Origin of the sequence: Sinisalibacter lacisalsi (assembly GCF_014640115.1) — a bacterium.
Taxonomy (GTDB): domain Bacteria; phylum Pseudomonadota; class Alphaproteobacteria; order Rhodobacterales; family Rhodobacteraceae; genus Sinisalibacter; species Sinisalibacter lacisalsi.
Genome location: NZ_BMGI01000003.1, coordinates 490,773 through 514,171 on the forward strand (window position 1 = coordinate 490,773; position 23,399 = coordinate 514,171).

The 23,399-nt window shown below is 65.3% G+C and carries 23 protein-coding genes, 2 tRNA genes and 1 pseudogene; 15 read left to right on the forward strand and 11 right to left on the reverse strand.

The window, feature by feature from the left end; translation table 11 throughout:
- Positions 1-5: 5 nt before the first annotated feature.
- From IEW01_RS11890 to IEW01_RS11905, 4 genes are all read right to left on the reverse strand, one after another.
- Positions 6-82, reverse strand: a tRNA-Arg gene (locus IEW01_RS11890).
- A 60-nt stretch (positions 83-142) separates the two neighbouring features.
- Positions 143-325 carry a CTP synthetase gene (locus IEW01_RS11895; protein WP_188527896.1) on the reverse strand — a complete coding sequence of 61 codons (183 nt, stop codon included), beginning with the start codon at positions 323-325 and terminating at the stop codon, positions 143-145.
- Positions 326-431: 106 nt separating this feature from the next.
- On the reverse strand, positions 432-608 hold the full coding sequence (locus IEW01_RS11900) for a CTP synthetase (protein WP_188527898.1): 177 nt from the start codon (positions 606-608) through the stop codon (positions 432-434).
- Positions 605-1,087 carry a cytochrome b gene (locus tag IEW01_RS11905; RefSeq protein WP_188527900.1) on the reverse strand — a complete coding sequence of 161 codons (483 nt, stop codon included), beginning with the start codon at positions 1,085-1,087 and terminating at the stop codon, positions 605-607. Before IEW01_RS11905 ends, IEW01_RS11900 begins: the two co-directional genes overlap by 4 nt.
- 148 nt (positions 1,088-1,235) lie before the next feature.
- Here IEW01_RS11905 and IEW01_RS11910 point away from each other — a divergent pair, with 148 nt between their 5' ends.
- From IEW01_RS11910 to IEW01_RS11920, 3 genes are all read left to right on the forward strand, one after another.
- Complete coding sequence (locus IEW01_RS11910) at positions 1,236-1,901, forward strand: hypothetical protein (protein ID WP_188527902.1); 666 nt, start codon at positions 1,236-1,238, stop codon at positions 1,899-1,901.
- Between the two features lie 251 nt (positions 1,902-2,152).
- Entirely contained in the window at positions 2,153-3,193 is a 1,041-nt protein-coding gene (locus IEW01_RS11915) for a DUF262 domain-containing protein (protein ID WP_188527904.1), read from the forward strand.
- The gene (locus tag IEW01_RS11920; protein ID WP_188527906.1) at positions 3,190-3,666 is read left to right on the forward strand and encodes a HEPN domain-containing protein; all 477 of its coding nucleotides are present in this window, start codon (positions 3,190-3,192) and stop codon (positions 3,664-3,666) included. Before IEW01_RS11915 ends, IEW01_RS11920 begins: the two co-directional genes overlap by 4 nt.
- Here the strand turns inward: IEW01_RS11920 and lepA are convergent.
- Positions 3,663-5,462: a translation elongation factor 4 gene (gene lepA, locus IEW01_RS11925; RefSeq protein WP_188527908.1), complete on the reverse strand. Its 1,800-nt coding sequence runs from the start codon at positions 5,460-5,462 to the stop codon at positions 3,663-3,665. The genes IEW01_RS11920 and lepA overlap by 4 nt on opposite strands.
- 237 nt (positions 5,463-5,699) lie before the next feature.
- On the opposite strand from lepA, the gene IEW01_RS11930 reads away from it, so the two are divergent.
- Entirely contained in the window at positions 5,700-6,647 is a 948-nt protein-coding gene (locus IEW01_RS11930) for a 1-phosphofructokinase family hexose kinase (RefSeq protein WP_188527910.1), read from the forward strand.
- Between the two features lie 87 nt (positions 6,648-6,734).
- Complete coding sequence (locus IEW01_RS11935; RefSeq protein WP_188527912.1) at positions 6,735-7,052, forward strand: hypothetical protein; 318 nt, start codon at positions 6,735-6,737, stop codon at positions 7,050-7,052.
- A gap of 4 nt (positions 7,053-7,056) precedes the next feature.
- Here the strand turns inward: IEW01_RS11935 and IEW01_RS11940 are convergent, their stop codons facing one another.
- The 4 genes from IEW01_RS11940 to rpmB form a co-directional block, all read right to left on the reverse strand.
- A complete protein-coding gene (locus IEW01_RS11940; protein ID WP_188527913.1) occupies positions 7,057-7,509 on the reverse strand; it encodes a low molecular weight protein-tyrosine-phosphatase in 453 nt (150 codons plus the stop codon).
- Positions 7,510-7,675: 166 nt separating this feature from the next.
- Complete coding sequence (locus IEW01_RS11945; RefSeq protein ID WP_188527915.1) at positions 7,676-8,164, reverse strand: copper chaperone PCu(A)C; 489 nt, start codon at positions 8,162-8,164, stop codon at positions 7,676-7,678.
- A 50-nt stretch (positions 8,165-8,214) separates the two neighbouring features.
- Positions 8,215-8,556, reverse strand: a complete 342-nt coding sequence (locus tag IEW01_RS11950) for a hypothetical protein (RefSeq protein ID WP_188527917.1) — start codon at positions 8,554-8,556, stop codon at positions 8,215-8,217.
- A gap of 115 nt (positions 8,557-8,671) precedes the next feature.
- Positions 8,672-8,962, reverse strand: a complete 291-nt coding sequence (rpmB, locus tag IEW01_RS11955; protein ID WP_188527918.1) for a 50S ribosomal protein L28 — start codon at positions 8,960-8,962, stop codon at positions 8,672-8,674.
- 230 nt (positions 8,963-9,192) lie between these two features.
- On the opposite strand from rpmB, the gene hypF reads away from it, so the two are divergent.
- Positions 9,193-11,442 (forward strand): carbamoyltransferase HypF, encoded by a 2,250-nt coding sequence (hypF, locus tag IEW01_RS11960; RefSeq protein ID WP_188527919.1) that lies wholly within the window; start codon positions 9,193-9,195, stop codon positions 11,440-11,442.
- Positions 11,443-11,451: 9 nt separating this feature from the next.
- Here hypF and IEW01_RS11965 read toward each other — a convergent pair whose 3' ends face one another.
- Together IEW01_RS11965 and IEW01_RS11970 are read right to left on the reverse strand one after the other, a co-directional pair.
- Positions 11,452-11,805 (reverse strand): H-type lectin domain-containing protein, encoded by a 354-nt coding sequence (locus IEW01_RS11965; RefSeq protein WP_188527920.1) that lies wholly within the window; start codon positions 11,803-11,805, stop codon positions 11,452-11,454.
- A 71-nt stretch (positions 11,806-11,876) separates the two neighbouring features.
- Entirely contained in the window at positions 11,877-13,094 is a 1,218-nt protein-coding gene (locus IEW01_RS11970) for an MFS transporter (protein ID WP_188527921.1), read from the reverse strand.
- Positions 13,095-13,208: 114 nt separating this feature from the next.
- On the opposite strand from IEW01_RS11970, the gene IEW01_RS11975 reads away from it, so the two are divergent.
- The 9 genes and pseudogenes from IEW01_RS11975 to IEW01_RS12015 form a co-directional block, all read left to right on the forward strand.
- Positions 13,209-15,119 (forward strand): elongation factor G, encoded by a 1,911-nt coding sequence (locus IEW01_RS11975; RefSeq protein WP_188527922.1) that lies wholly within the window; start codon positions 13,209-13,211, stop codon positions 15,117-15,119.
- Between the two features lie 82 nt (positions 15,120-15,201).
- On the forward strand, positions 15,202-16,545 hold the full coding sequence (locus IEW01_RS11980; protein ID WP_188527923.1) for a mechanosensitive ion channel family protein: 1,344 nt from the start codon (positions 15,202-15,204) through the stop codon (positions 16,543-16,545).
- Positions 16,546-16,611: 66 nt separating this feature from the next.
- Positions 16,612-16,686 (forward strand) — tRNA-Gln (locus IEW01_RS11985).
- 252 nt (positions 16,687-16,938) lie between these two features.
- Positions 16,939-18,387 carry a class I SAM-dependent DNA methyltransferase gene (locus tag IEW01_RS11990; protein ID WP_188527925.1) on the forward strand — a complete coding sequence of 483 codons (1,449 nt, stop codon included), beginning with the start codon at positions 16,939-16,941 and terminating at the stop codon, positions 18,385-18,387.
- Complete coding sequence (locus tag IEW01_RS11995) at positions 18,384-19,640, forward strand: restriction endonuclease subunit S (RefSeq protein WP_188527927.1); 1,257 nt, start codon at positions 18,384-18,386, stop codon at positions 19,638-19,640. Before IEW01_RS11990 ends, IEW01_RS11995 begins: the two co-directional genes overlap by 4 nt.
- A gap of 95 nt (positions 19,641-19,735) precedes the next feature.
- Positions 19,736-20,062, forward strand: coding sequence for a type II toxin-antitoxin system PrlF family antitoxin (locus IEW01_RS12000; RefSeq protein ID WP_188527929.1), 327 nt, complete (start codon positions 19,736-19,738; stop codon positions 20,060-20,062).
- Complete coding sequence (locus tag IEW01_RS12005; RefSeq protein ID WP_188527931.1) at positions 20,059-20,556, forward strand: type II toxin-antitoxin system YhaV family toxin; 498 nt, start codon at positions 20,059-20,061, stop codon at positions 20,554-20,556. The genes IEW01_RS12000 and IEW01_RS12005 overlap by 4 nt, the downstream gene beginning before the upstream one ends.
- A gap of 26 nt (positions 20,557-20,582) precedes the next feature.
- Positions 20,583-22,175: pseudogene (gene hsdR / locus IEW01_RS12010) on the forward strand (EcoAI/FtnUII family type I restriction enzme subunit R); the annotation flags it as partial.
- Positions 22,176-22,318: 143 nt separating this feature from the next.
- Positions 22,319-23,399 (forward strand): IS256 family transposase (locus IEW01_RS12015; protein ID WP_188527933.1); only part of this gene is annotated, 1,081 nt, incomplete at its 3' end.

Sequence of the window (23,399 nt, forward strand, 5' to 3'; positions counted from 1 at the left end):
CGCGCTGGCGACCCCTGAAGGACTCGAACCCTCAACCTGCTGATTAGAAGTCAGCTGCTCTATCCAGTTGAGCTAAGGGGCCGCTCCCACGTGAGATATCCCCACGGGTCGGCCCCTTGCAAGGTCATTCAGAAAAGCCGGCTCAGGCGTTTTCGCGGATCTTCTTGGCGATGAACCAGGCCGCGGGGATGGCGACGATGAAACCGGCGATCGAGGAGTAGATGATGGGCATCATCGTTGCGTAACCCGCCGTGAGCGCGGCCACCATGAACGAACCCGCGAGCGTGGCCCCGACGAAGATGTAGACGAGCAGGAAAAGACCCATGGATTATGTCCCTCTTTTTTGGCGCGATCTCGGCGGCAAAGCTGCGTGGCAGATGCGGCTTTGTCCTTGATCCAGATCATGCCATCGGCGTGGGAAAACGCCGGTTTCAGCGCATCCGGCGGGCGACCAAGAGCGCGGCGGGCCAGCCCGAGAGATAACCCGCCAGCGCCGCACCGAGGAGCGGCCAGAGGCCCTTGACGCCCGCCACCAGCGCGACCACGACGAAGACGAAGGCCAGCGTGGCGCCGATCATCGAGCCGAGGAACAGGACCAGCCGTCTCATTGCGGTTTGCGCATCCGGGCGAGCACGTTCGATTTCAGCACGAAATGCTGGAACAGCGCCCCCAGAACGTGCAGCGCGACGAGGACGAGCACCAGCACCTTCATAACCTCGTGGCCTTCCGCCGCCAGCTCGGCCTCGGCGAACCACGCCGCTGCGCCGGAAAGCGGCATAAGGATGAGCAGCGCGTAGAGCGAAAGATGGGTGCCGTGCGCGGCGATCTTGAGGATCGCGGGTTCGTTCGCGGGCAGCGCCGGTGCGCCGCGCCTGAACTTGATGGCGATGCGGATCACCACCAGCACGAGGATCAGCAGCCCGGTGAAAACATGCTGGGCGATGAGCGGGCTGAAGCCCACCTCCACGCCGTCCTCGATCTTGTCCCAGGCCTCGGCGATGGGTTCGTTCAGCACGAACTGAAGCACGACGAGCACGAACACGAGCCAGTGCAGGATGATCTGGGTGCGGGTGTAGCCTGTGGGCATGGTGGTCTCCTATCGGGAATGGTCCGTGTCATACGGTCTTGCGCGCGGTTTCCGTCGCGAACGCTCCCGCGCGGCGGCGCGGCTGTCAAGCGCGCGGTTGCCGCGGCGGGCGGGGAGTGGCAATCTTGGGCGCAACCGAGGGACGCCCATGATCATCTGCCACCCGCTGCGCATAATTTTCATTAAAACCAAGAAGGTAGGCGGCACGTCCTTCGAGATCGCGCTGTCGGGGTTCTGCGGGCCGGACTGCGTGATCACGCCGCTGGTGGCGCCGGACGAGGCGCTGCGGGCGCGGCTCGGCCATCGCGGGGCGCAGAACTTCGAGAACACCGCCTGGCCCGATGGCAGCCGCTCGCCGGGCCGGTTCGCGGCGCATTCGACAGCGGCGGAGGTGCGGGCGGCGGTTCCGGCCGCGATCTGGCGCGGCTACCGCAAGGTGACGATCTGGCGCGACCCGTTCGACGCCCTGATCTCGCGCTACCACTGGCGCGGGGGAGACCGCAAGGGGCTCAGCTTCAACGATTTCGTCCTGCGCAACCGGGGCCTCATCGCGGTCAACCCCGCCATCGCCCCGCTCTCCGGCCCGGACCGGCTCGACACCTACCTGCGCTACGAACGCCTCGCGGAGGACATGGCCGACGCCGGTCTGGGCGAGGTCTGGCAGGCGATGGAAGGCGTGCGGGCCAAGGCCGGCGTGCGCCCGCCGGAGGCGACGGTGGAGGCGGTCTACGCCGAGGCCCCCGAGGCAGCCCGGCTGGTCGCCGAGCTCTGCGCCGAGGAGATCGCGGCGTTCGGGTATGCGGTGCCGGGGTAGGGGGTTGGTCTTGCGCACCGGTTTTCGGCGATGTTGAACAGGCGTGGTGCGTGGGAGCACGCACCCTACTCTTGCTATTGGCGGGACGGGGCGGTGTGTGGTTGGTAGGGCGGGTGAGTTCACCCACCATCCGATCGCGCGGGGCGGGCGGTGGGTGCAAGCACCCACCCTACTCTTGCTTGCTAGAAATGTGTTGCATTGCCCATTCCTTCACGCAACCTTGGGAGGAGGGCCGATATTGGAAGAAGACGATGTCACAAGAAATCACAAACGACTGGGACGTTGAGAAAACGGAAGAAGGTTATAACGAAGAAGACAGTATCCCGCTGAAGTTTGAAATCCTGAACTACCCTGCAGACACGACCCTGAAAGGATATCGTCAGCAGTCAGAGGACGGATTGCTCGAAGTACCTACTTTTCAAAGGAATTTCGTTTGGGATCAAGTAAAAGCCTCCAAACTAATTGAATCATTTCTGATTGGACTGCCAGTTCCAGGGGTTTTTCTATACAAACCAAGAAGCGGCACAGGTTATCAAGTCATTGATGGTCATCAGCGGATTACGTCGGTTGTATCGTATTTGAAGGGCCTGATAGGCGAAAAAAAATTCCGTTTGAAGGGGGTGTCCGACCATTGGAACAATAAGTCATTTGACGAGTTATCCGAGGAAGACCAGTTCAAGCTTGAACAATCAGTCATGCGCGCCACCATTATCCAACAGCTGGATCCACAAGACAACAAAAGCATCTACATGATTTTTGAACGCCTGAACACCGGCGGGATGAACCTGAACCCAATGGAAGTCCGTAGGTGCGTGTATCATGGCTCATTCATCTCGGCGTTGGACGAAATGAATGCAATGCCATCCTGGCGAAAGTGTTTGGGAAAAGCCAGCCTGGACAAGCGTTTCCGCGATGTGGAGTTGGTGCTGCGTGTGCTGGCGCTATCACAAAGCTGGCAAGAATACGAAAAACCAATGAAGGGTTTCCTTAGCGATTTTCTTGCGGACAGCCGGGACAATGATGGCGAAGGCTGGAAAATCGCTTTCGGTGCTGCTTGCGATGCTGTTTTGGCGGCAAAGCCAGACCGCCCGTTTCACCTGAGGGGAAAACTGAATTATGGTGCATTGGATGCCGTGCTGTGTGCACTTATTGACTTGAAAACCAAGCCAACGCCGGAACAAATTGAGGCTTTGTTCAAGGACGCCGAGTTCGCGGCAGCAACAACGGCAAATACGAGCGACCGTTCAGAGGTTCACAAGCGGATCGAAAAAGCCATTGAGTATTTGAGTTGATCCTAGGCAAAACTACAAAGATCACTGAGCTGGCCAAAGAGGCCGTCGACGCGATCCCGGAGACCAACCCTTCGGCCCGTGCATTTGTTGAAACGGCGTTTGCTGGGTATATCTCGGCCATTGCATACTCAGAGATCGAGGCCGAGGTTAGCCGTGCCCTTGAGAACCGTTATGACAAATCAACGGACTCGGGTCTTGCGTCTTTTGTACGATCTGTTTTCAATAGAAATGCTGGGCGTTTGAAGCGATCAGAGTTGGCTGATCTTGTCTCTTTTTTTGGGCAACACGCAAAGGACAAATTCAAGTCGGAAATCTCTGACGCAGAAGTGCAGTTATATTCAAGGCTTTTGCAGTGTCGCCACAACCTTGCGCATGGAGACCCTCCGTCGGAAACGTTGAATCAAATGGAGCTTGGCATCAACTCAGCAAAAAACATACTCGAAAAGCTCCAGATCTGTATTTCAGAAGACTAACCATCCAACTTCAGCGCAGAAATAAACGCCTCCTGCGGGATGTCGACCTTCCCGAACTGGCGCATCTTCTTCTTGCCCGCCTTCTGCTTTTCCAGCAGTTTCTTCTTCCGCGTCGCATCCCCGCCGTAGCACTTGGCGGTCACGTCCTTGCGCAGCGCCGACAAGGTCTCGCGGGCGATGACCTTGCCGCCGATGGCGGCCTGGATCGGGATCTTGAACATGTGGCGGGGGATGAGATCCTTGAGTTTTTCCACCATCGCCCGGCCGCGCATTTCCGCCCGGTCGCGGTGGACCATGGTGGAGAGCGCGTCGACCGGCTCGTCGTTCACGAGGATCTGCATCTTCACGAGGTTGTCGGCGCGGTAGCCGGTGAGCTGGTAGTCGAAGCTGGCGTAGCCCTTGGTGACCGATTTCAGCCGGTCGTAGAAATCGAACACCACCTCGTTGAGCGGCAGGTCGTAGACGACCATGGCGCGCGAGCCGGCATAGGTGAGATCGAGCTGGATGCCGCGCCGGTCCTGGCAGAGCTTGAGCACGTCGCCGAGAAACTCGTCGGGCACCAGGATGGTGGCCTTGATCCGGGGCTCGTCGATGCTTTCGACGTGGCTCGGGTCGGGCATGTCGGCGGGGTTGTGCAGCTCGCGGGTTTCGCCGTCCTTCATGTGGATGTGGTAGACGACCGATGGCGCGGTGGTGATGAGGTCGATGTCATACTCGCGTTCGAGCCGGTCGCGGATCACCTCGAGGTGCAAGAGGCCGAGGAAGCCGCAGCGGAAGCCGAAGCCGAGGGCGGCGGAGGTTTCCATCTCGTGCGAGAAGGACGCGTCGTTCAGCGCCAGTTTCTCGATCGCGTCCCGCAGGTCTTCGAATTCATTCGAGTCGACCGGGAAGAGGCCGCAGAACACCACCGGCACGGAAGGTTTGAAGCCCGGCAGCGGGGTTTCGCAGCCCTTCTTCTCTGTGGTGATGGTGTCGCCCACCTTGGTGTCGCGCACCTGCTTGATCGAGGCGGTGATGAAACCGATCTCGCCGGGGGTGAGTTCGTCGACCGGGATCATCCCGGGGCGGAACACGCCCACGCGGTCGACGGGGTAGACGGCGCCGGTCTGCATCATGCGGATGCGGTCGCCCTTCCTGAGCTTGCCGTCCATGATCCGCACGAGCACGACGACGCCGAGGTAGGGGTCATACCAGCTGTCGACCAGCATCGCTTTCAGCGGTGCGTCGAGCGTGCCCCTGGGCGCGGGCAGGTGGGCGACGATGGCTTCGAGCACCTCGTGGATGCCGATCCCGGTTTTCGCCGACACCTGGATGGCGCCCGAGGCGTCGATGCCGATCACGTCCTCGATCTGCTCGGCCACCCGGTCGCAGTCGGCCGCCGGCAGGTCGATCTTGTTGAGCACCGGCACGATCTCGTGGTCGGCGTCGATCGCCTGGTAGACGTTGGCCAGCGTCTGGGCCTCGACGCCTTGCGTGCTGTCGACCACCAGCAGAGAGCCCTCGACGGCGCGCATCGAGCGGCTGACCTCGTAGGCGAAATCGACGTGGCCGGGGGTGTCGATCAGGTTCAGGATGTAGTTCTGCCCGTCGTCGGCCTCGTATTCGAGCCGCACGGTCTGGGCCTTGATGGTGATGCCGCGCTCGCGCTCGATATCCATCGAGTCGAGCATCTGCGCTTTCATGTCGCGATCGGCGACGGTTTTCGTCTCCTGGATCAGCCGGTCGGCCAGGGTGGACTTGCCGTGGTCGATATGGGCGACGATGGAGAAATTGCGGATATGTGCGAGATCGGTCATGGCCCGGATATGCGGGGGTTTTCGCGGCCCGTCAATGGGGATCGGAGGGCGTGCGGGGCTTGAAGCCCGGCCTGCGGTCGAGGCTCCCGGGCGGCTGCCCCCTTCCCCGCGGGCAGGTTTGCGAAGGTGTCCCTGCGGGGTGCGGCATCCTTTCCGACCATCCGGTCAGATCGCGGTTGTGACCCGGCGCGGCGGGGGGTAGTGTTCGCGCTAACGGATCCGGTGGACGAGCAAGCCATGAGCAATATCCTCACCGTCACACTCAACCCCGCGCTCGATCTGTCGACGACGGTGGACCGCGTGGTGCCGGAAGACAAGCTGCGCTGCGACGCGCCTGTGCTGGAAGCGGGCGGCGGCGGGATCAACGTGGCCCGCGCGATCGGCGCGATGGGCGGGCGGGCGCATGCCTTCGTGGCGATCTCGGGCTATCACGGCCAGCAGTTTCTCGACATCCTGCGGCAGGAGCCGCTGATCCCGGAGGTGTTCCACACCCACGGTGAAACCCGGCAGTCGCTCGCGGTGACCGACCGCACCAGCGGCGAGCAATTCCGCTTCGTGATGCCCGGCCCGCGCTGGACGCCGGAACAGGCGCAGGAGGCTCTGGAGGCGATCGCGCGGGTGACGCCGCAACGCGGCTACCTCGTGCTTTCGGGCAGCCAGCCGCCGGGGGTGCCGCTGCATTTTCCCACCCAGCTTGCCGCCCTCATGGCCGACCACAGCGCGCGGCTGATCCTCGACACCTCGGGCGCGCCGCTGAAGGCGCTGCTCAAGGTCGGCTCGGCGCGTCACCACGTTCTGCGGCTGGACGGGGCCGAGAGCGAGGAGCTTGCCGGGCGCAAGCTGAGCGACATTCACGCGGTGGCGGACTTCGCCGAGGAGCTGATCACGCGCGGGGTGGCGGAGGTCGTCGTTCTCGCGCTCGGCGCAGAAGGCTCGATCCTCGTCGAGGGCGGCAACCGCTGGCACGCCTGCACCCAGCCGGTGACGGTGCGCTCCAAGGTCGGCGCCGGCGACAGTTTTGTCGGCGTGTTCACCTGGGCCGTGAGCCAGGGCGCGCGCTGGGAGGAGGCGCTGGTGCTGGGGGTGGCGGCGGCGTCTTCGGCGGTGACCTCGGACGGCACCGAATTGTGCCGCCGCGACCAGGTGGACGAGTTGGCGCGAACGGCGACGCTTCGGCGGATCTGAGCGCAACGCCGTGAATTGCGGGAATCGCTGAAAAGTGCTAGCCGGTAGCGGTTCAATCCGCCGTCTGGCCCAAGCGAGGCATGAAACATGAAAAACGTGGTGTTGGCGCTTGGCCTGGGCGTTGTTCTCGCGGGCGGGCTCGCGTCCAGCGCGGCACAAGCGCGCGGCGTGATCGAGAGCGCTTGCCTGCGCTCCGACCGTCCGGCTGCCAACCGCGTGCTCTGTAACTGCATCCAGCAGGTGGCCGACGCGGTGCTGACCTCGGGCGAGCAGCGCCAGGGCGCGCGCTTCTTCGCCGATCCGCTTCTGAGCCAGGACGCCAAGATGTCGACCCGCGAGACCGACCGTCAGTTCTGGCTGAAGTGGGAGGCCTTCGCGGCCGGCGCGATAAAATACTGCCAATAGCGCGTCAGCGCCCGGCGATCTCGCGCAGGAGCCCTTCGGCGCAGGCTTCGATCAGGTCCAGCGCGCCGTCGTAGTCCTGGGTGAAATAGGCATCGGGAATATGCGTCGCCCCGGTTTCGGGCGCGTAATCGGTGAACAGGCGCGCGGGCGTGGTGGCGCTGGGCGGCCGGACCGCCTCGATATCCTCTAAGTTGGACGGGTCCATGCCGATGATAAGGTCGAAGCGGGAGAAATCGTCGGGCTCGATCTGGCGCGCGCGCAGGCCGGAGAGATCATAGCCACGCGTGGCGGCGGCCCGCACCATGCCGGGGCAGGGCGGTTCTCCCAGGTGCCAGTCGCCGGTGCCGGCGCTGTCGAGGTTGAGGCCGAGGCCGTCGCCGCGCTGGCGCAGAACCGCTTCGGCGGACGGTGAGCGGCAGATGTTGCCAAGGCAGACGAAAAGGATCGAACGGGTCATGGCGCGAGGATAGCCGAAGCCCCGGCCGAGGCAATGGGGCAGCCGCCCCGAAAACGCGAAACGACCGCAGCGGGGAAGCTGCGGCCGATCCGGGGATCGCCCCCGTGACGGAGGCCGGACGGGCGCGGAAAGGGACGTGAACCGCCCCGACCGGCGCAGCCTTGCCTCAGTTGCCGTGATCCGTCGACATACCGTCCATCATCATCGGCGCGTCTTCGCCGCGTTCGAGATCGACGGGGATCTCGACCTCGATCCGCCCGGCTTTTTCGAACACCAGGGTAACGGCGATGCTGTCGCCCTGCTCCATCGGGCGGGTCAGCCCCATGAACATCACGTGGTCGCCGCCGCGCTTGAGCGCGTGCATGCCGCCGGCGGGCACGGGAAAGCCTTCCTCGACCTCGACCATGCGCATCACGTCGCCGTCCTCGATATGGGTGTGCAGTTCGACGCGCTTGGCGATGTCGCTCTCGGCGCCGATGAGGCGATCATCTTCGTCACCGGAGTTCTGGATCATGAAGAAGGCAGCGCCGGCCACGGCGGTGACGCCGGCGGCGCGGGCAAACGGATCGTGAATCTCGATCTCGGAGCCTGCGAAGGCGGGCAGGACGAGGGCAGCGGCGGCGGTGGCCGCGAGAATGCTGGATTTGAAAGACATGGGTTCTCTCCTTGGTCTCTGTCTTGCTGGTCTGATGTGTTGGGTCGGGATCAGGCCAGCGATGGGGGACCGCGCGCGGAGGGAGAGAGGGTTTCAAGGGTGGTGAGGGTGACGCCGGCCGGGGCCGCGATCCGGGCGACGAGCCGGGAGACCGGCCGCGGCAGCTCGGGCAGGGCGAAGCTCGCGGCGAAGATCGAGGTGCCATCGGGGCAGGGCTCGGCGGCCTCTACCGGCTGGCCGTCGGGGCCGAGGGTGATCGTGATCATCCCCGCGCCGGTACAGATCACCGCCTCGGTGCCGATATCATGGCTCGCACCGCGCGCGTCGGCGAGCACGAGGCTCGCGAGCGTCAGCGTCACGACGGTGAGATATGCGGTGAGATTGCGCAACATGGGGGAAGAGTTAGGCAGCGCGCCACGTTTCGTAAAGGGCAAAGTCAAACCATGCCCGCAAACGCGAACGGCCCCGCCGAGCGACGGGGCCGTTGCCGATGCCGTTGGTGGGCGATCAGGCCTGGGCGGCCTGGGCCTTGGCGATCTCTTTCTTGATCTTGATCGCGTTGGCGGAAAGATCGGTGTCTTTCGCCTTGGCGAGGAAGTGATCGAGCCCGCCGCGGTGATCCACGGTGCGAAGCGCCGCGGCCGAGATGCGCAGCTTGACGCCACGGCCAAGCGTTTCGGACATGAGCGTCACGTCGTTGAGGTTCGGCAGGAACCGGCGACGGGTCTTGTTGTGGGCATGGCTGACGTTGTTGCCCGTCATCGGGCCCTTGCCGGTCAGTTCGCAAACGCGCGACATTGGCTTTTCCTCATCTTGCGGGTCGGTTCCGGGGTGCTCCCCCGGCCTGGCCTGTCAATACAAACGGGCGCCGCGCACGGCAGCGCCCCGAATTCCGTTCCGCGCGTTTAGGCCGGATTTGCGGGGCCGTCAAGTGAGTCGGGACGGATTCGGCGGTGGCGGCGGGGTGGAGATTCTTGCCTCCGGCGGAGGTATTTGATCCAAGGTGAAGGGGCAAGGGGGCCGACAGGATGCAGGGACGGCGGATCAGGGTGCGCGGACAGGTGCAGGGCGTGGGCTTTCGGCCCTTCGTCTGGCGGTTGGCGCGGCGCGAGGGCCTCGTTGGCGAGGTCTCGAACGATGCCGAGGGTGTGCTGGTGCTGGCGGCCGGCGAGGCGGGGGCGCTGGAGCGGTTGCGCGGGGCGCTGTCCGGAGAAGCGCCGCCGCTGGCGCGGGTCGATGCGGTGGAGGTGGCGGATTGGGCGGTGCCCGATCCCGCGCCCGAAAGCTTCACCATTGCCGCGAGCGGCGCGGCGGGCGCCGAGACGCGGGTGACGCCCGATGCCGCCACCTGCCCCGACTGCCTTGCCGAGATCCGCGATCCCGCCGCGCGGCGCCACCGCTATGCCTTCACCAACTGCACCCATTGCGGGCCGCGCTTCACCATCCTGCGCGCCTTGCCCTACGACCGGGCGCGCACCACGATGGCGCCCTTCGAGATGTGCCCGGCCTGCCGGGCGGAATACGAAGATCCCGCCGACCGGCGCTTCCACGCCCAGCCGATCGCCTGCCCCGATTGCGGCCCGAGGCTCTGGGCCGAGACGGCAGAGGGGGCCGCGCTCGACGGCGACGCGGTGGCGCTGGCGGCGGAGGCGCTCATGGCGGGCCGGATCGTCGCGGTGAAGGGGCTGGGCGGGTTTCACCTGGCTTGCGACGCGACGAACCCGGCGGCGGTGGCCGAGTTGCGCCGCCGCAAGAGACGCCCGGCCAAGCCCTTCGCGCTGATGGCCGGGGAGGCGGTTCTGGCCGAGCACGCCGCGCCGACGGGCGCGGAATGGGCGCGGCTGCGTGCCCCGGCGGCGCCGATCGTGCTGATCGCCAAGGCCGGCGCGGCGCTGCCCGAGGCGCTCGCGCCGGGGCAGGGGGCGCTGGGCTGGATGCTGCCCTACACGCCGCTGCACCACCTGCTGCTCGACGCGCTGGGCCGCCCGCTGGTGATGACCAGCGGCAACCTCTCGGGCGAGCCGCAGGTGATCGGCAATGACGAGGCGCGCGAGAAGCTGGCGGGTTTTGCCGATCTCTTCGTGATGCATGACCGCGAGATCGCCCGGCGGCTCGACGACTCGGTGGAGCGGATCACGCCGGCCGGGCCGATGGTGCTGCGCCGGGCGCGCGGGCGCGTGCCGGGCACGCTGCCCTTGCCCGAGGGGTTCGGGGAGGCGCGCGAGGTGCTGGCGCTGGGCGGGCAGATGAAGGCGGCGATCTGCCTGACGAAGAACGGCCAGGCCTTGCTCGGCCATCACCTCGGCGAGCTCGACGAGGCGCTGACATGGGAGGCTTTCGGGCAGGCGCTGGAGGATTACCGCGCGTTGTTCGACCACAAGCCGGAGGTGGTGGCCGTCGATCTCCACCCGGGCTACCGCGCCACCCGGGCGGGCGAGGCGATGGGCCTGCCGCTGGAGCGGGTGCAGCATCACCACGCCCATCTTGCCGCCGTGATGGGCGAGAACCTCTGGCCGCGCGGTGGCGGAAAGGTGGCGGGGATCGTGCTCGACGGGCTCGGGCTGGGAGCGGATGGCACGATCTGGGGCGGCGAGGTGCTGCTGGGGGATTATGCCGGGTTCGAGCGGATCGGCCGGCTTGCGCCCGCGCCGCTGGCGGGCGGCGATGCGGCCAGCCGCGAGCCATGGCGCAATCTCATGGTGCGGCTAGACGCGGCGGGGCTGGGCGCCCTGGCCGATGCGCTGATGCCGGACCAACCGCGCGAGGCGCTGCGCCGGGCGGTGGCGGCGGGGGTGAATGCGCCGCTTTCGTCCTCGGCGGGGCGGCTGTTCGACGCTTTCGCCTTCGCGCTCGGGGTGGCGCCGGGGCGGATGAGCTACGAGGGCGAAGCCGGGATGTTGCTGGAGGCCGTCGCGGCGCAGGCCGGGCCGGGGCCGGGCTGGCCCTTCGCGGTGGCGGAGGGCGTGATCGACCCGGCGCCGATGTGGCAGGCCTGGGCCGCCGCGCGCGGCACCCCCGTGCCGCTGGCGGCGGCGATGTTTCACGAGGGGCTGGCCGCGGCTTTCGCCGGGGTGGCGCGGGCGGCGGTGGCGGATGGCCGGGCGCAGGCCGTGGCGCTCAGCGGCGGGGTGCTTCAGAACGCGGTGCTGGAGGCGGCGCTCATGCGCTATCTGGAAGGGGTGCCGGTGCTGCGCCACAACAAGGTGCCGGCCAACGATGGTGGGCTTGCCTACGGGCAGGCGCTGGTGGCGGCGGCTCGGGGACTGGGCGCGGCGTGAGCCGGCCGATCAGTTCGTCAAGTCCCAGTCATCCTCGTGCCCGACTTCGCCGAGTGCGATCCAGTCGGCCCTGACCCGGGCGATATGGGTGTCGCCCCAGGTGCGGAAGACAAGGTCGAACCCGGTTGCCGCGATGTTCTCGGCGGTGATGTCCATGCGCTGGTTGGTGCTGTGGTCGGCGTCCCACATCGACATTCCCACGGTGAGCGCGGGCGCGGCGAGGAAGGCTTCGCTGAAGGTCACCTGCTGCCGGGTTTCACGCGGGCCCTTGCCCGTCCACATCTCGCCGTTGTGCTTGTAGTCGGAGAACAGCATGAGCGAACCCTGGTCGATGCCCAGCCTGTGGGTTCTGATCTTCCACATGGGTGCCTGCCTTGCCCGTTACGCCTGGCCGCGAGGATGCCCCAGACCGCCGCGAGGTTGCAAGCCCGTGGCTAGGTTCGCCGGCCCCTGGGGGCAAGGGCGATGAGCGCGGGGAAAGCGGCGAGCAGCAGCGCGCCGGCAGCGAGGAAGGGCATGCCGGGCTGGTAGAGCGGCGCGTCGGCGGCGGCGAAGGCCTGGAACAGCGGCGTGGCGACGAGCGGGCCGAGGATCGCCGCGATCGACCCAAGGGCCGCGATCACGCCCTGCAACATGCCCTGGCGGTCTTCCGGCACGACGTTCGACATCATCGCGGTGATGGTCGGCGGGAACATGTCGGACAGGCAGGCGATCGGCACGAGGACGAAGACGACCCAGGCGGCGGTGGTGAAGCCAAGCCCGAACAGCGCTGCCACCGCCGAGACCCCGGCGAGGAGCAGTGTGCGGTAATCGCCGATGCGCGGCACCAGGAAGGGCAGCACCGCGCCCTGGGTGAAGGCCACGCCGGCACCGTAGGCCGCGAAGGACAGCCCGATCGCCGCCGCCGTCCAGCCGAAGGTTTCACGCGCCCAGAACGACCACAGGGTGGGGTAGACCATGTTGGCGAGTTCGAAGACGAACAACAGCGCCAGCGGCAGGGCGAGGCCGGGCAGGCGAAAGGCGTCGAGGATGGCGCGGAACGGGTTGAGATCGCGCCGGGTGAAGCGGCGGCGCCGGGCGGGCGCCAGGCTTTCGGGCAGGATCAGCAGGCCGAAGGCCACGTTGGCGGCGGCGAAACCTGCGGCGACCCAGAACGGCGCGGTGACGTGCCAGCTGGCGAGCAGCCCACCCAACGCTGGGCCCAGCACGAAACCCACGCCGAAGGCCGCGCCGATCAGCCCGAAGCTCGCCGCGCGTTTCTCCGGCGGCGAGATGTCGGCGAGATAGGCGGTGGCGGTGGTGTAGGTGGCGCCGGCGGCGCCCGCGAGCATCCGCCCGATGAGCAGAACCCAGAACGTGCCCGCCAGCGCCATGATGACGTAATCAACCGCCAGCACGGTCAGCGCGGCGATCAGAACGGGCTTGCGGCCGAGGGCGTCCGACAGCCCGCCGACGATCGGGGCGAAGACGAATTGCATCGCCGCGTAGGCCGCCAGCAGCACACCGCCCCAGATCGCACCCGAAGCGGTATCGCCCGCGCCGACCCGGGCCATGAGGTCTGGCATCAGGGGAAAGATGATGCCGATCCCGATCGCGTCGATCAGGATGGTGGCGAGGATGAAAAGGAGCGCGGAGCGGGGCGGGTTTTGCATGCCTTGCTCTAGCCCGAGGCCGGGGTTCCGGCAAGCGGCGGTGTTTGATCTGACGCAAGGCCACGCGCGCTGAAGCCGCTAAGGTTGGACATTCATTCCGAAGGAGAATCCCCGATGAGAGTTTTCACCGTCCTGGGCCCGTCGCATTCTGGAAAATCCACACTCGTAGAGGCGCTGGTCGGGCTCGATGGGAGCGCGGGCATGGCGTTCGATGTGCCCGGGGTCGCCGGCGTGCGGACTTTCGGGTTCATGGACGAGACCTGGGCGGCGATCGACATCGCGGGCGGTGCCGAGAACCTCGCGCCGATCGGGGCCGCGCTGGCGGCCTCTGATGCCGTCGTGCTCTGCGTGCCCGCCGATGCCGAGGCGGCGGTTCTGGCCGCGCCCTACCTGCGGATGATCGAGGAAGCGGACGTGCCCGCGCTGCTGTTCATCAACAAGGCCGACACCCCCGATAGCCGGATGTCGGAGACCGTGTCGGCGCTGCAGGCCTATTCGCGCCACCATATCGTGCTGCGCGAGGTGCCGATCCGCGAGGGGGAAGAGATCGTCGGCGTGGTCGACCTGGTTTCGGAGCGGGCGTGGAAATTCCACGACGGCGAACCTTCGACGCTGACCGAGATCCCCGCGAACCTGCGCCCCCGCGAGGAGGAAGCGCGCGCGGAACTGCTCGAAAGCTATGCCGATTTCGACGATGCGCTGCTCGAGGAGATCATCGAGGACAAGAAGATCCTGCCCGAGGAGGTCTACGAGGTCGCCTCGAAAACCCTGCAGCGCCATGATCTGGTGCCGGCCTTCCTCGGCTCGGCGGAACATCGCAACGGCATCACCCGGCTGATGAAGGCGCTGCGCCACGAGGCCCCCGGGGTCGAGGTGGCGGCGGCGCGGCTGGCGGGCGAGGCGGTGGCCGTCGGCGCGCTGGCGGACGTGGTCAAGCACCTTGGCAAGACCGTGCTTCTGCGCGCCATCGGCGGCACGGTGTCCGGTGGGCAGGCGCTGGGCGGCGGCAACGTGGGCTCGCTCACCGACCTGGACACCAAGACCGGCCTTGCCAGCCTCGCGCCCGGCGCGATCGGCCTCACGGTCAAGACCGACCATCTCGGCGCCGGCCTGGCCTTCACCGCCACCGGGGCGCAGGCGCTGCCGGATTGGGCGCGCGGCCATGGCGCGGCTTTCCGCCGGATCATCACGCCGGTGCATGAAAAGGACGAGGCCCGGCTTTCGACCGCGATCGAGCGTCTGGTGGAGATTGACCCGGGGCTGGTGGCCAGCCAGGACGAGCGCACCGGCAACCCGGTGTTGGCCACGCAGGGGCCGTTGCACCTGCGCCGGCTGATCCGCAAGCTCGCCGAGGATTTCGGCATCGAGGTGGAAGACGGGCCGGTGCCCCCGGCGCTGCGCGAGACCATCCGGCGCGGCACCGAGGTGCACCACCGCCACCGCAAGCAATCGGGCGGGGCGGGGCAATTCGCCGATGTCGTGGTGGAACTGCGCCCCGACGCGCGCGGCGCGGGCTTCGTGTTTTCCGAGAGCGTGAAGGGCGGGGCGGTGCCGCGCAACTACATCCCCTCGGTCGAGGCGGGCGCGCGCGAGGCTCTGGCGGAAGGGCCGAACGGATTTCCCGTGGTCGACGTGGCGGTGGAGCTGAAAGACGGCAAGAGCCACTCCGTCGACAGTTCCGATTTCGCCTTCCGCACCGCCGGCAAGAACGCGATCAAGGAGGCGCTGGCCGAGGTCGGCACCGTGCTTCTGCAGCCGATCATGAAGATCGACATCCACGTGCCGAGCGTTTTCTCCGGCGGGCTGGTGCCGGTCGTCTCAGGCCTCAAGGGGCAGGTGCTCGGGTTCGAGGCGCATGACGGCGCCGCCGGGTGGGACGTGTTCCAGGCGCTGCTGCCGATGGCGGCGGAGGACGCGCTGTTCAACGCGCTGGCCGGGGCGAGCCGGGGCACGGCCTGGTTCACCAGCGTCTTCGATCACTACGAGGAAGCCCGCAAGGAAGACCTCGGCGATCTTCTCGGCTGACCCCGCCGCAGGCGTGGGTGCTGATGCGGGCTGGAATTCCGCCCGCATCTGGCTAATCTCGGCGCGTTCGAAGAGGTGCCCCATGACCGCCATCCGTTTTCTGTTCCTGTGTTTTGCGCTCGTTGTCTCGGTGCCGGTCCTGGCCCAGGACGGGACGATCACCACCGAGGAGGGCGCGAGCGCGGCGCGGCAGGCGGAATCGGATGCCGCCATCGCCAATCGTATTCGCGATATCATCCACCAGCTCGATGGCTACGAAGATGTGACCGTGACGGTGAAGGCGGGGGTGGTTCTCTTGCGCGGGACCATGCTCGATGCCGGCCGCGTCGAACAGCTCGATCGCCTGGTGGGCCGGGTCGACGGTGTTGTCGCGATCGACAACGAGGTGAGGCTCTCGACCTCGGTGACGGAGCGGCTCACCCCGGTCTGGGAACGGCTGGTGGCGCGGGTGACGCAGGCGGTGGCCTTCCTGCCGCTGGTGGGCGTGGCGCTGGTGGCCTTCGCGCTGGTGGTCTGGTTTGGATATTTCATCGCCCGCCTGCGCCGGCCGTGGGACAATATCGCGCCGAATGCCTTCATTGCCGAGATCTACCGCAACCTGATCAAGCTCGTGGCGGTGGTTGCGGGCATCATCGTGGGGCTCGACATTCTCGGAGCTTCAGCGCTGCTGTCGACGATCCTTGGCGCCGCCGGGATCGTCGGCCTCGCCATCGGTTTCGCGGTGCGGGACACGGTCGAGAACTTCATCGCCTCGGTGCTGCTCTCGATCCGCCAGCCGTTCCGCCCCAACGATGCGATCGAGATCGACGGTGACGAGGGCAAGGTGATCCGGCTCACCAGCCGGGCGACGATCCTGCTCTCGTGGGACGGAAACCACATCCGCATTCCCAACGCGACGGTCTACAAGAGCCGCATCGTCAACTATTCGCGCAACGCCGAGCGGCGCTTCAAGATCGATTTCGGCGTCGCCTATGGCACCGACCTGGTGGCGGCAAAGGCGCTTGCGGAAGAGACGGTGGCGGCCCTGCCCTTCGTTCTGACAACGCCGACGGCGATGGCCTGGACGACGACGCTGAACGGCTCCGACATCGGGATGAGCGTGGTCGGCTGGATCGACCAACGCGAGACCGGGCTGTTCTCGGCGCGCTCGGAGGCGATAAGGCAACTGCTGATCGCCTTCGACAACGCCGGTATCGAGATGCCGGAGCCGACCTACCGGTTGCTGACGCAGGCAAGCAGCGAGGTGCCGGTGCCGCCCCTGCAGGCCGCGCCTCTCACCCCGCGTGGCGGCGCTGCGACAGCGGCGGACGACACCGTGCAGGATGCGCCCGCGATCGCCGAACACGAGCTTGAACGGATGGTCGACGAAGAGCGGAGGGGAACCGAAACCAATGACCTGCTGACGGTTTCGTCGCGGCAGGAGTAGGTGCCCGAGGCGCCGCATTTTTGGGTTGCGCGGGCCTGAGGCTTTGAGTAGGAACACGCGCACCGTTGGGGTGTAGCCAAGTGGTAAGGCAGCGGTTTTTGGTACCGTGTACCGTAGGTTCGAATCCTACCACCCCAGCCATTTCCACTAAAGTAAATGAAATCAACGACTTAGGCTAGCCTGCCCGCCGAGATCGTAACAGCTTCTCGTAGCAGTTTTCCGTTGCGGAATTGGCCCCTGAAGGCTCGGTTTGCCGCGTTTGAATGGCGCGATCATCATCTGGCAACCTGAGTCGCCCCGCGCCCGATCCTTCACCCTCTACATGCGCCGCAGTCTTGCCTTCCCCGCCCGGGTCTGACACCGATAACGCAACGGGTCGGTGTGCGGGGAACCATGTACGAGAACGCCTTCAACAGCATCGAGAACCTGCTTCGCGCCGAAGAGGGGATTGCCAACGAGCTGGATTACGTCGAGCAGACCTCGTGGGTCCTGTTCCTCAAGTATCTGCATGATCTGGGAAGCGAGCGTCGCGACGAGGCCGAGCTGAACGGCGAAGCCTACGTGCCGATCATCGACGGCGCCTTCCGCTGGAACAACTGGGCCGCCCCGAAGATCAACGGCCAGTTCGACCACAACACGGCCCGCATCGGTGATGACCTGATCCGCTTCGTCGATGGCGAGCTTTTCCCCTACCTCGCCTCCTTTCGCGAAAGCGCCGATGGACCCCGGACGATCCATTACAAGATCGGCGAGGTCTTCACCGAGCTGCGCAACAAGTTTCGCTCCGGCTACATCATGCGCGACGTGCTCGAGGTGGTCGACGGGCTCAGCTTCAACACCCAGGCGGAACGACACGAGCTGTCGCAGCTTTACGAAACGCGCATCCGCCGCATGGGCAACGCCGGCCGCAACGGGGGAGAATACTACACGCCGCGCCCGCTCATCCGTGCGATGATCAAGGTGACCGACCCGAAGATCGGCGAGACGATCTACGACGGCGCGGTCGGCTCGGCGGGCTTCCTGTGCGAGGCCTACGCTCACATGCGCCGCGACGATCTCTCGGCCTCCGACTGGGCGACGCTGCAGGCCGACACCTTCTATGGCCAGGAGAAGAAGTCGCTCGCCTATATCATCGGTGTCATGAACATGATCCTGCACGGGATCGAGGCGCCGAACCTCCTCCACACCAACTCGCTCAACGAGAACGTGATGGATATCCAGGAGAAGGACCGCCACGACATCATCCTTGCCAACCCGCCCTTTGGCGGCAGCGAGCGGCGCGAGGTGCAGCAGAACTTTCCCATCCGCACCGGCGAGACGGCCTATCTCTTCCTCCAGCACTTCATCCGCAAGCTCAGGGCAGGCGGGCGCGGGGCGGTGGTGATCAAGAATACCTTCCTGTCGAACACCGATAACGCCAGCGTGGCGCTGCGCCGTGATCTGTTGGAGAGCTGCCAGCTTCACACCATCCTCGATCTGCCGCAGGGCACGTTCCAGGGCGCCGGGGTGAAGACGGTGGTCCTGTTCTTCGAGAAGGGCGCGCCCACGCGGCAGACGTGGTATTACCAGCTCGATCCGGGGCGCAGCCTTGGCAAGACCAACCCGCTGAACGATGCCGACCTCGCCGAGTTCGTCGAGTTGCAGAAGACCTTCGCCGATGGGCCGAAGAGCTGGACGGTCAAGCGGGCCGATCTGGACGAGGCGACCTGTGATCTCTCGGTGAAGAACCCGAACGCCCCCGAGGCGGCGCCCCTGCGCGCGCCCGAGGAGATCATCGCCGACATGCTGGCGCGGGATGCGGAAACGACGGCGATCTTGGAAGAGATCCGGGGGATGCTGTGAAGGGCATTCTCGTTGACGGCTGGAAGATGAAGCCACTTTCTGAGATCGCTACGTTTTCAAATGGCCTTTGGAAGGGGAAGAAAGGACCGTTCACAACGGCGAAAGTTCTCAGGAACACCAACTTCCGCCCACACGGCGTGTTGTCGCTGGATGATGTCGCCGAGATCGAAGTTGAGACCAAGCACCTTCAGAAACGCCGGCTCCAGAGGGGCGACATCATCCTTGAACGGTCTGGTGGCGGGCCAAAGCAACCGGTCGGACGGGTGGTGTTGTTCAATGTAGATGAGGGCACTTTCTCGTTCAGCAACTTTACGAGTGTGATCCGCATCGCTGACCGGTCCGAGGTAGTGCCTGCATACCTACACCAGGTTCTGAACTGGTGGCACGCCTCTGGAGTGACTGAAGGTCTCCAATCGCGTTCAACGGGCATCCGGAATCTGGACTTCAAGTCCTACAAGGAACTGGCGGTCCCCCTCCCGCCCCTCGAAGAACAACGGCGGATCGTTGCGGTTCTGGATGAGGCCTTCGAGGGTCTGGCCCGCGCCCGCGCCCACGCTGCAGCCAACCTCCAGAACGCGCGGGAGTTGTTTGAAGTAGCCATTGAAAGTGCACTGCGAGAAGCTGGTGGGGAACCAATATCCCTCGCCAAGCTCTTGGAGAAAGGCTGGATTAAAGGTCACCTCGACGGAAACCACGGGAGCAATTACCCACGAAAGGCCGAGTTTGTCGGAGACGGCATCCCGTATATCTCCGCCAACTGCATAGATGGCGATGTGATTGACATGAGCCGTTGCAAGTATCTCACCCCGCACCGAGCGGATGCGCTTCGGAAAGGGATTGCTCGTGACCGGGATGTTATCTTTGCACACAACGCGACCGTTGGGCCGGTTGCTTTGCTGTCTACAGATGAGCCGAAGGTGATCTTGAGTACGTCATTGACCTACTACCGTTGCGATGAGGCTGAGATTTCACCCGAGTTCCTTGTCTTCGAAATGCGGAGTGCTGGTTTCAAGCGTCAGTATGAAGCAGTAATGTCGCAAGCGACGCGAAACCAAGTTCCTATCACTATGCAACGTAGGTTTGAGCATCTGATCCCGCCGATGGATGCGCAACTGAGGATTGCAGAGCTGGGTGTTCGCTTGGAGCGAGATACGAGAACGCTAACCGATAGCTACAATCGTACCCTCGCGGACCTCGACGACCTCCGCCAATCCCTCCTCGAGAAGGCCTTCTCCGGACAACTCGTCACATGAACCGTCTCAGACCGCGCTTGAGGGAGTTGATTTGGTAATGCGTTTGCATTACCTTCCCCCGTGTTGACGCAATTCAAGTGGCAAGGGAGCCCGACATGGTCGCAACGGCCGTAGAAACCTCGAAACTCACCGACCGGTATCAGACGACCGTGCCGAGCGGCGTGCGCAAGCAGCTGAACCTCAAGAAAGGCGACCGGCTGCGCTACAGCATTTCCGACGACGGGCGCGTTTTCATCGAGGTCGACCGCGATACCGGCGATGATCCGGCTCTGGGCGCGTTCCTCGACCTGCTCGAAACCGACATCCGCACCAACCCTGGCCATCTTCGGGCCTTCGATGGCGGGCTGAAGGATCGTCTTGCCTCCCTCGTCGGTGATGTCGAGGTTGACCTCGATGCGCCCCTGTCGCCCGACGACGAATGACCGCTGACGCAGCCCCGATCGTCGTCAACGGCTGGTCGATCTACGCCCATCCTCTGTTTCTCGACCAACTCGAGGCGCTGATCGAGGAGGTCGAGGACCGCAAGCGCAAGAACCCCACGGGATACACCGGGCACAACAGCGCGAAACGCCTTGCCGCGATCTACAAGCTCGCGACCGAGGTCATCCCCGCCGACCCTTCGGCGCCGCAGTTCCGGCAGGGCGATACCCTCGGCCCGCACCGCAAGCACTGGTTCCGCGCGAAGTTCTTCCAGCAATATCGCCTGTTTTACCGCTTCGACAGCGCCATGAAGGTGATTGTGCTTGCCTGGGTGAACGACGAAGGCACATTACGGGCATACGGGAAGAAGACCGATGCCTATGCAACTTTCAGGAGCATGCTCGAGGATGGCAATCCACCCGACGATTTCGAGCAGCTCCACAAGCTGGCCGTCGCGGCCGGGGAGCGCCTGCGCGAGGCATTGACGAAATCATAGATCAGACGCGAGTCATCGAGAGTGCATTGAGTTCAAGCAACGAGACAGAAGCCGACACACGCGCGAACCGGATCGACCCGGTGCTGGCCGAGGCCGGCTGGGGCAAGATCGCCGGGTCGCGCATCCGGCGTGAGGTGATCTGCCCGGGCCGCATCATGTCGGGCGGACAGCGGGGCAAGGGCCTGACCTGCGATTACGTGTTGGAATACCGCGGCCACAAGCTCGCCACCCTCGAAGCCAAGCGAGCCGGTCTCAGCCATCGCGAAGGCGTGGGGCAGACCAAGGAATACGCCGAGCGCCTCGGCTCCCGCTTCGCTTTCTCGACCAACGGCCTGCGCTGGTTCCAGTGCGACATGGAGACCGGCGCGGAGGATGACGATCTTGCGCTACCCTTTCCCTCGCCGGATGATCTCTGGGATCGGACCTTCGGCGAGATCAACGAGTGGCGGCTGCGCTTCGGGGCTGTGCCCTTCGAGACGGCCGGGGGCAAATGGGAGCCGCGCTACTATCAGCACTTGGCCATCAACGCGGCGCTGGAAGCGATCGCCCACGGTGACAAGCGCATCCTGCTCACTCTCGCCACGGGCACGGGCAAGACCTCGATCGCCTTCCAGATCGCCTGGAAGCTGTTCCACGCCAAGTGGAGCCTGACCGGCGCCCCGACACGCCGCCCGCGCATCCTCTTCCTCGCCGATCGCAACATTCTCGCCGATCAGGCCTTCAACGCCTTCTCTGCCTTCGATCCCACTGCCGTGACGCGGATAGACCCGGCAGCCCTGCGCCGCCACGGTGGACGCCCGCCCACCAATGCCAGCGTGTTCTTCACGATCTTTCAGACCTTCATGACGGGCGAGGGCGAGCCCACCTTCAAAGGCTATCCGGAGGATTTCTTCGATTTCATCGTGATCGACGAGTGCCACCGGGGCGGCGCGAGCGACGAGAGCACCTGGCGCGCGATCATGGATCACTTCAGCCCCGCGGTACAGCTCGGCCTGACCGCCACGCCCAAGCGCAAACACAACGCCGACACCTACGACTACTTCGGCGAGCCGGTCTACACCTACGCGCTCAAGGACGGGATCGAGGACGGGTTCCTCACGCCCTTCAAGGTGCGCCAGATGGCCTCGACGATCGACGAGTATGTTTACGACCCGGTCGACGAGATCCTGAAGGGCGAGGTCGAGGTCGGGCAACGGTTCACGGAATCCGACTTCAACAGGATCATCCGGATCCCCGAACGCGAGTTGGCGCGGGTCGAGGAGTTCATGGGGCAGATCGACCAGCGCCAGAAGACCCTCGTCTTCTGCGCGACCCAGGCTCATGCCGCGCTGGTGCGCGACCTGATCAACCAGGTGAAGATCAGCGCAGATCCGAACTATTGTCACCGCGTGACCGCCGACGATGGGGCCATCGGCGAGCAGCACCTGCGCGACTTCCAGGATAACGACAAGACCATCCCCACGATCCTGACGACCTCCCAGAAGCTCTCGACAGGCGTCGACGCGCGCAACATCCGCAACATCGTGTTGATGCGCCCCATCACCTCGATGATCTAGTTCAAGCAGATCATCGGCCGCGGGACCCGGGTCTACGACGGGAAAGATTTCTTCACGATCTTCTACGGTTGTGCCCCTCGGGGTGGTGTAAGAGGCCGCGCGCGGAGCCTTTTGGCGCAGCGCAGCGCGCGGCCGGGTCTGGCGGCCACCGCGCTTCTTCGTAGTCTGAGGTTGTTCAAAGACCGATGACAACGAAGGAGAGCACGATGACCGAGACCATGATCGACCTTGCGGGCGTGATCGCCAAGAGCGATGACGCGGATTTCCTGCGGGACCTGATCCAGGACGCCGCGCAGCGGCTGATGGACATTGAGGTGGCCGCTGTCTGCGGCGCGGGGCATGGCGAGCGCAGCCCGGACCGGGAGAACCAGCGCAACGGCTACCGGCCGCGTCAGTGGGATACTCGGGCAGGCACCATTGGGTTGAACATCCCGAAGCTGCGCAAGGGGAGCTATTTCCCCACGTTCCTGGAGCCGCGCCGGACGGCCGAGAAAGCCCTGATGGCCGTGATCCAGGAAGCCTACATCCACGGCGTCTCCACGCGGGCTGTCGACGATTTGGTGCGCGCGATGGGGCTGACGGGCACCTCGAAGAGCCAGGTCTCGCGGCTGTGCGAGGAGATCGACGAGCGGGTGCAGGCGTTCCTGAACCGCCCGCTGGAAGGCGATTGGCCCTTCCTCTGGCTCGACGCCACCTACGTGAAGCTGCGTGAGGGCGGACGCATCGTCTCGATGGCGGTGATAGTGGCCGTCGCAGTCAACACGGACGGCCGACGCGAGATCCTCGGCGTCACGGTCCTGCCCTCGGAGGCCGAGACGTTCTGGGCCGGCTTCCTGCGGTCTCTCACGCGCCGCGGGTTGCGCGGTGTGCAACTGGTGATCAGCGACGCCCATGAGGGCCTGAAGGCCGCCGCGCGCAAGGTCCTTGGCGCAGGATGGCAGCGCTGCCGGGTTCACTTCCAGCGCAACCTCCTGGCCCGCGTAGGCAAGACCCACAAGCCCGTGGTCAGCGCGGTGGTGAAGACCGTCTTCGCCGAGAAGGACCGCGACCAGGCCCATGCCCGCTGGCGCGAGGTCGCAGACAGCCTGCGCGAGCGGTTCCGGGATGTCGCCGAGCTGATGGATGACGCGGAGCATGACGTGCTGGCCTACATGGCCTTCGACGAGAGCCTGCGCTCGAAGCTCCACAGCACGGATGAGATCGAAAAGACTTTTCTGCGGGCTTCTGCTATTTTTCACCAGTGCGTTCGACCTCGTGGCGAAGCGTGGCGTGTCGGCAGGAAGCGTC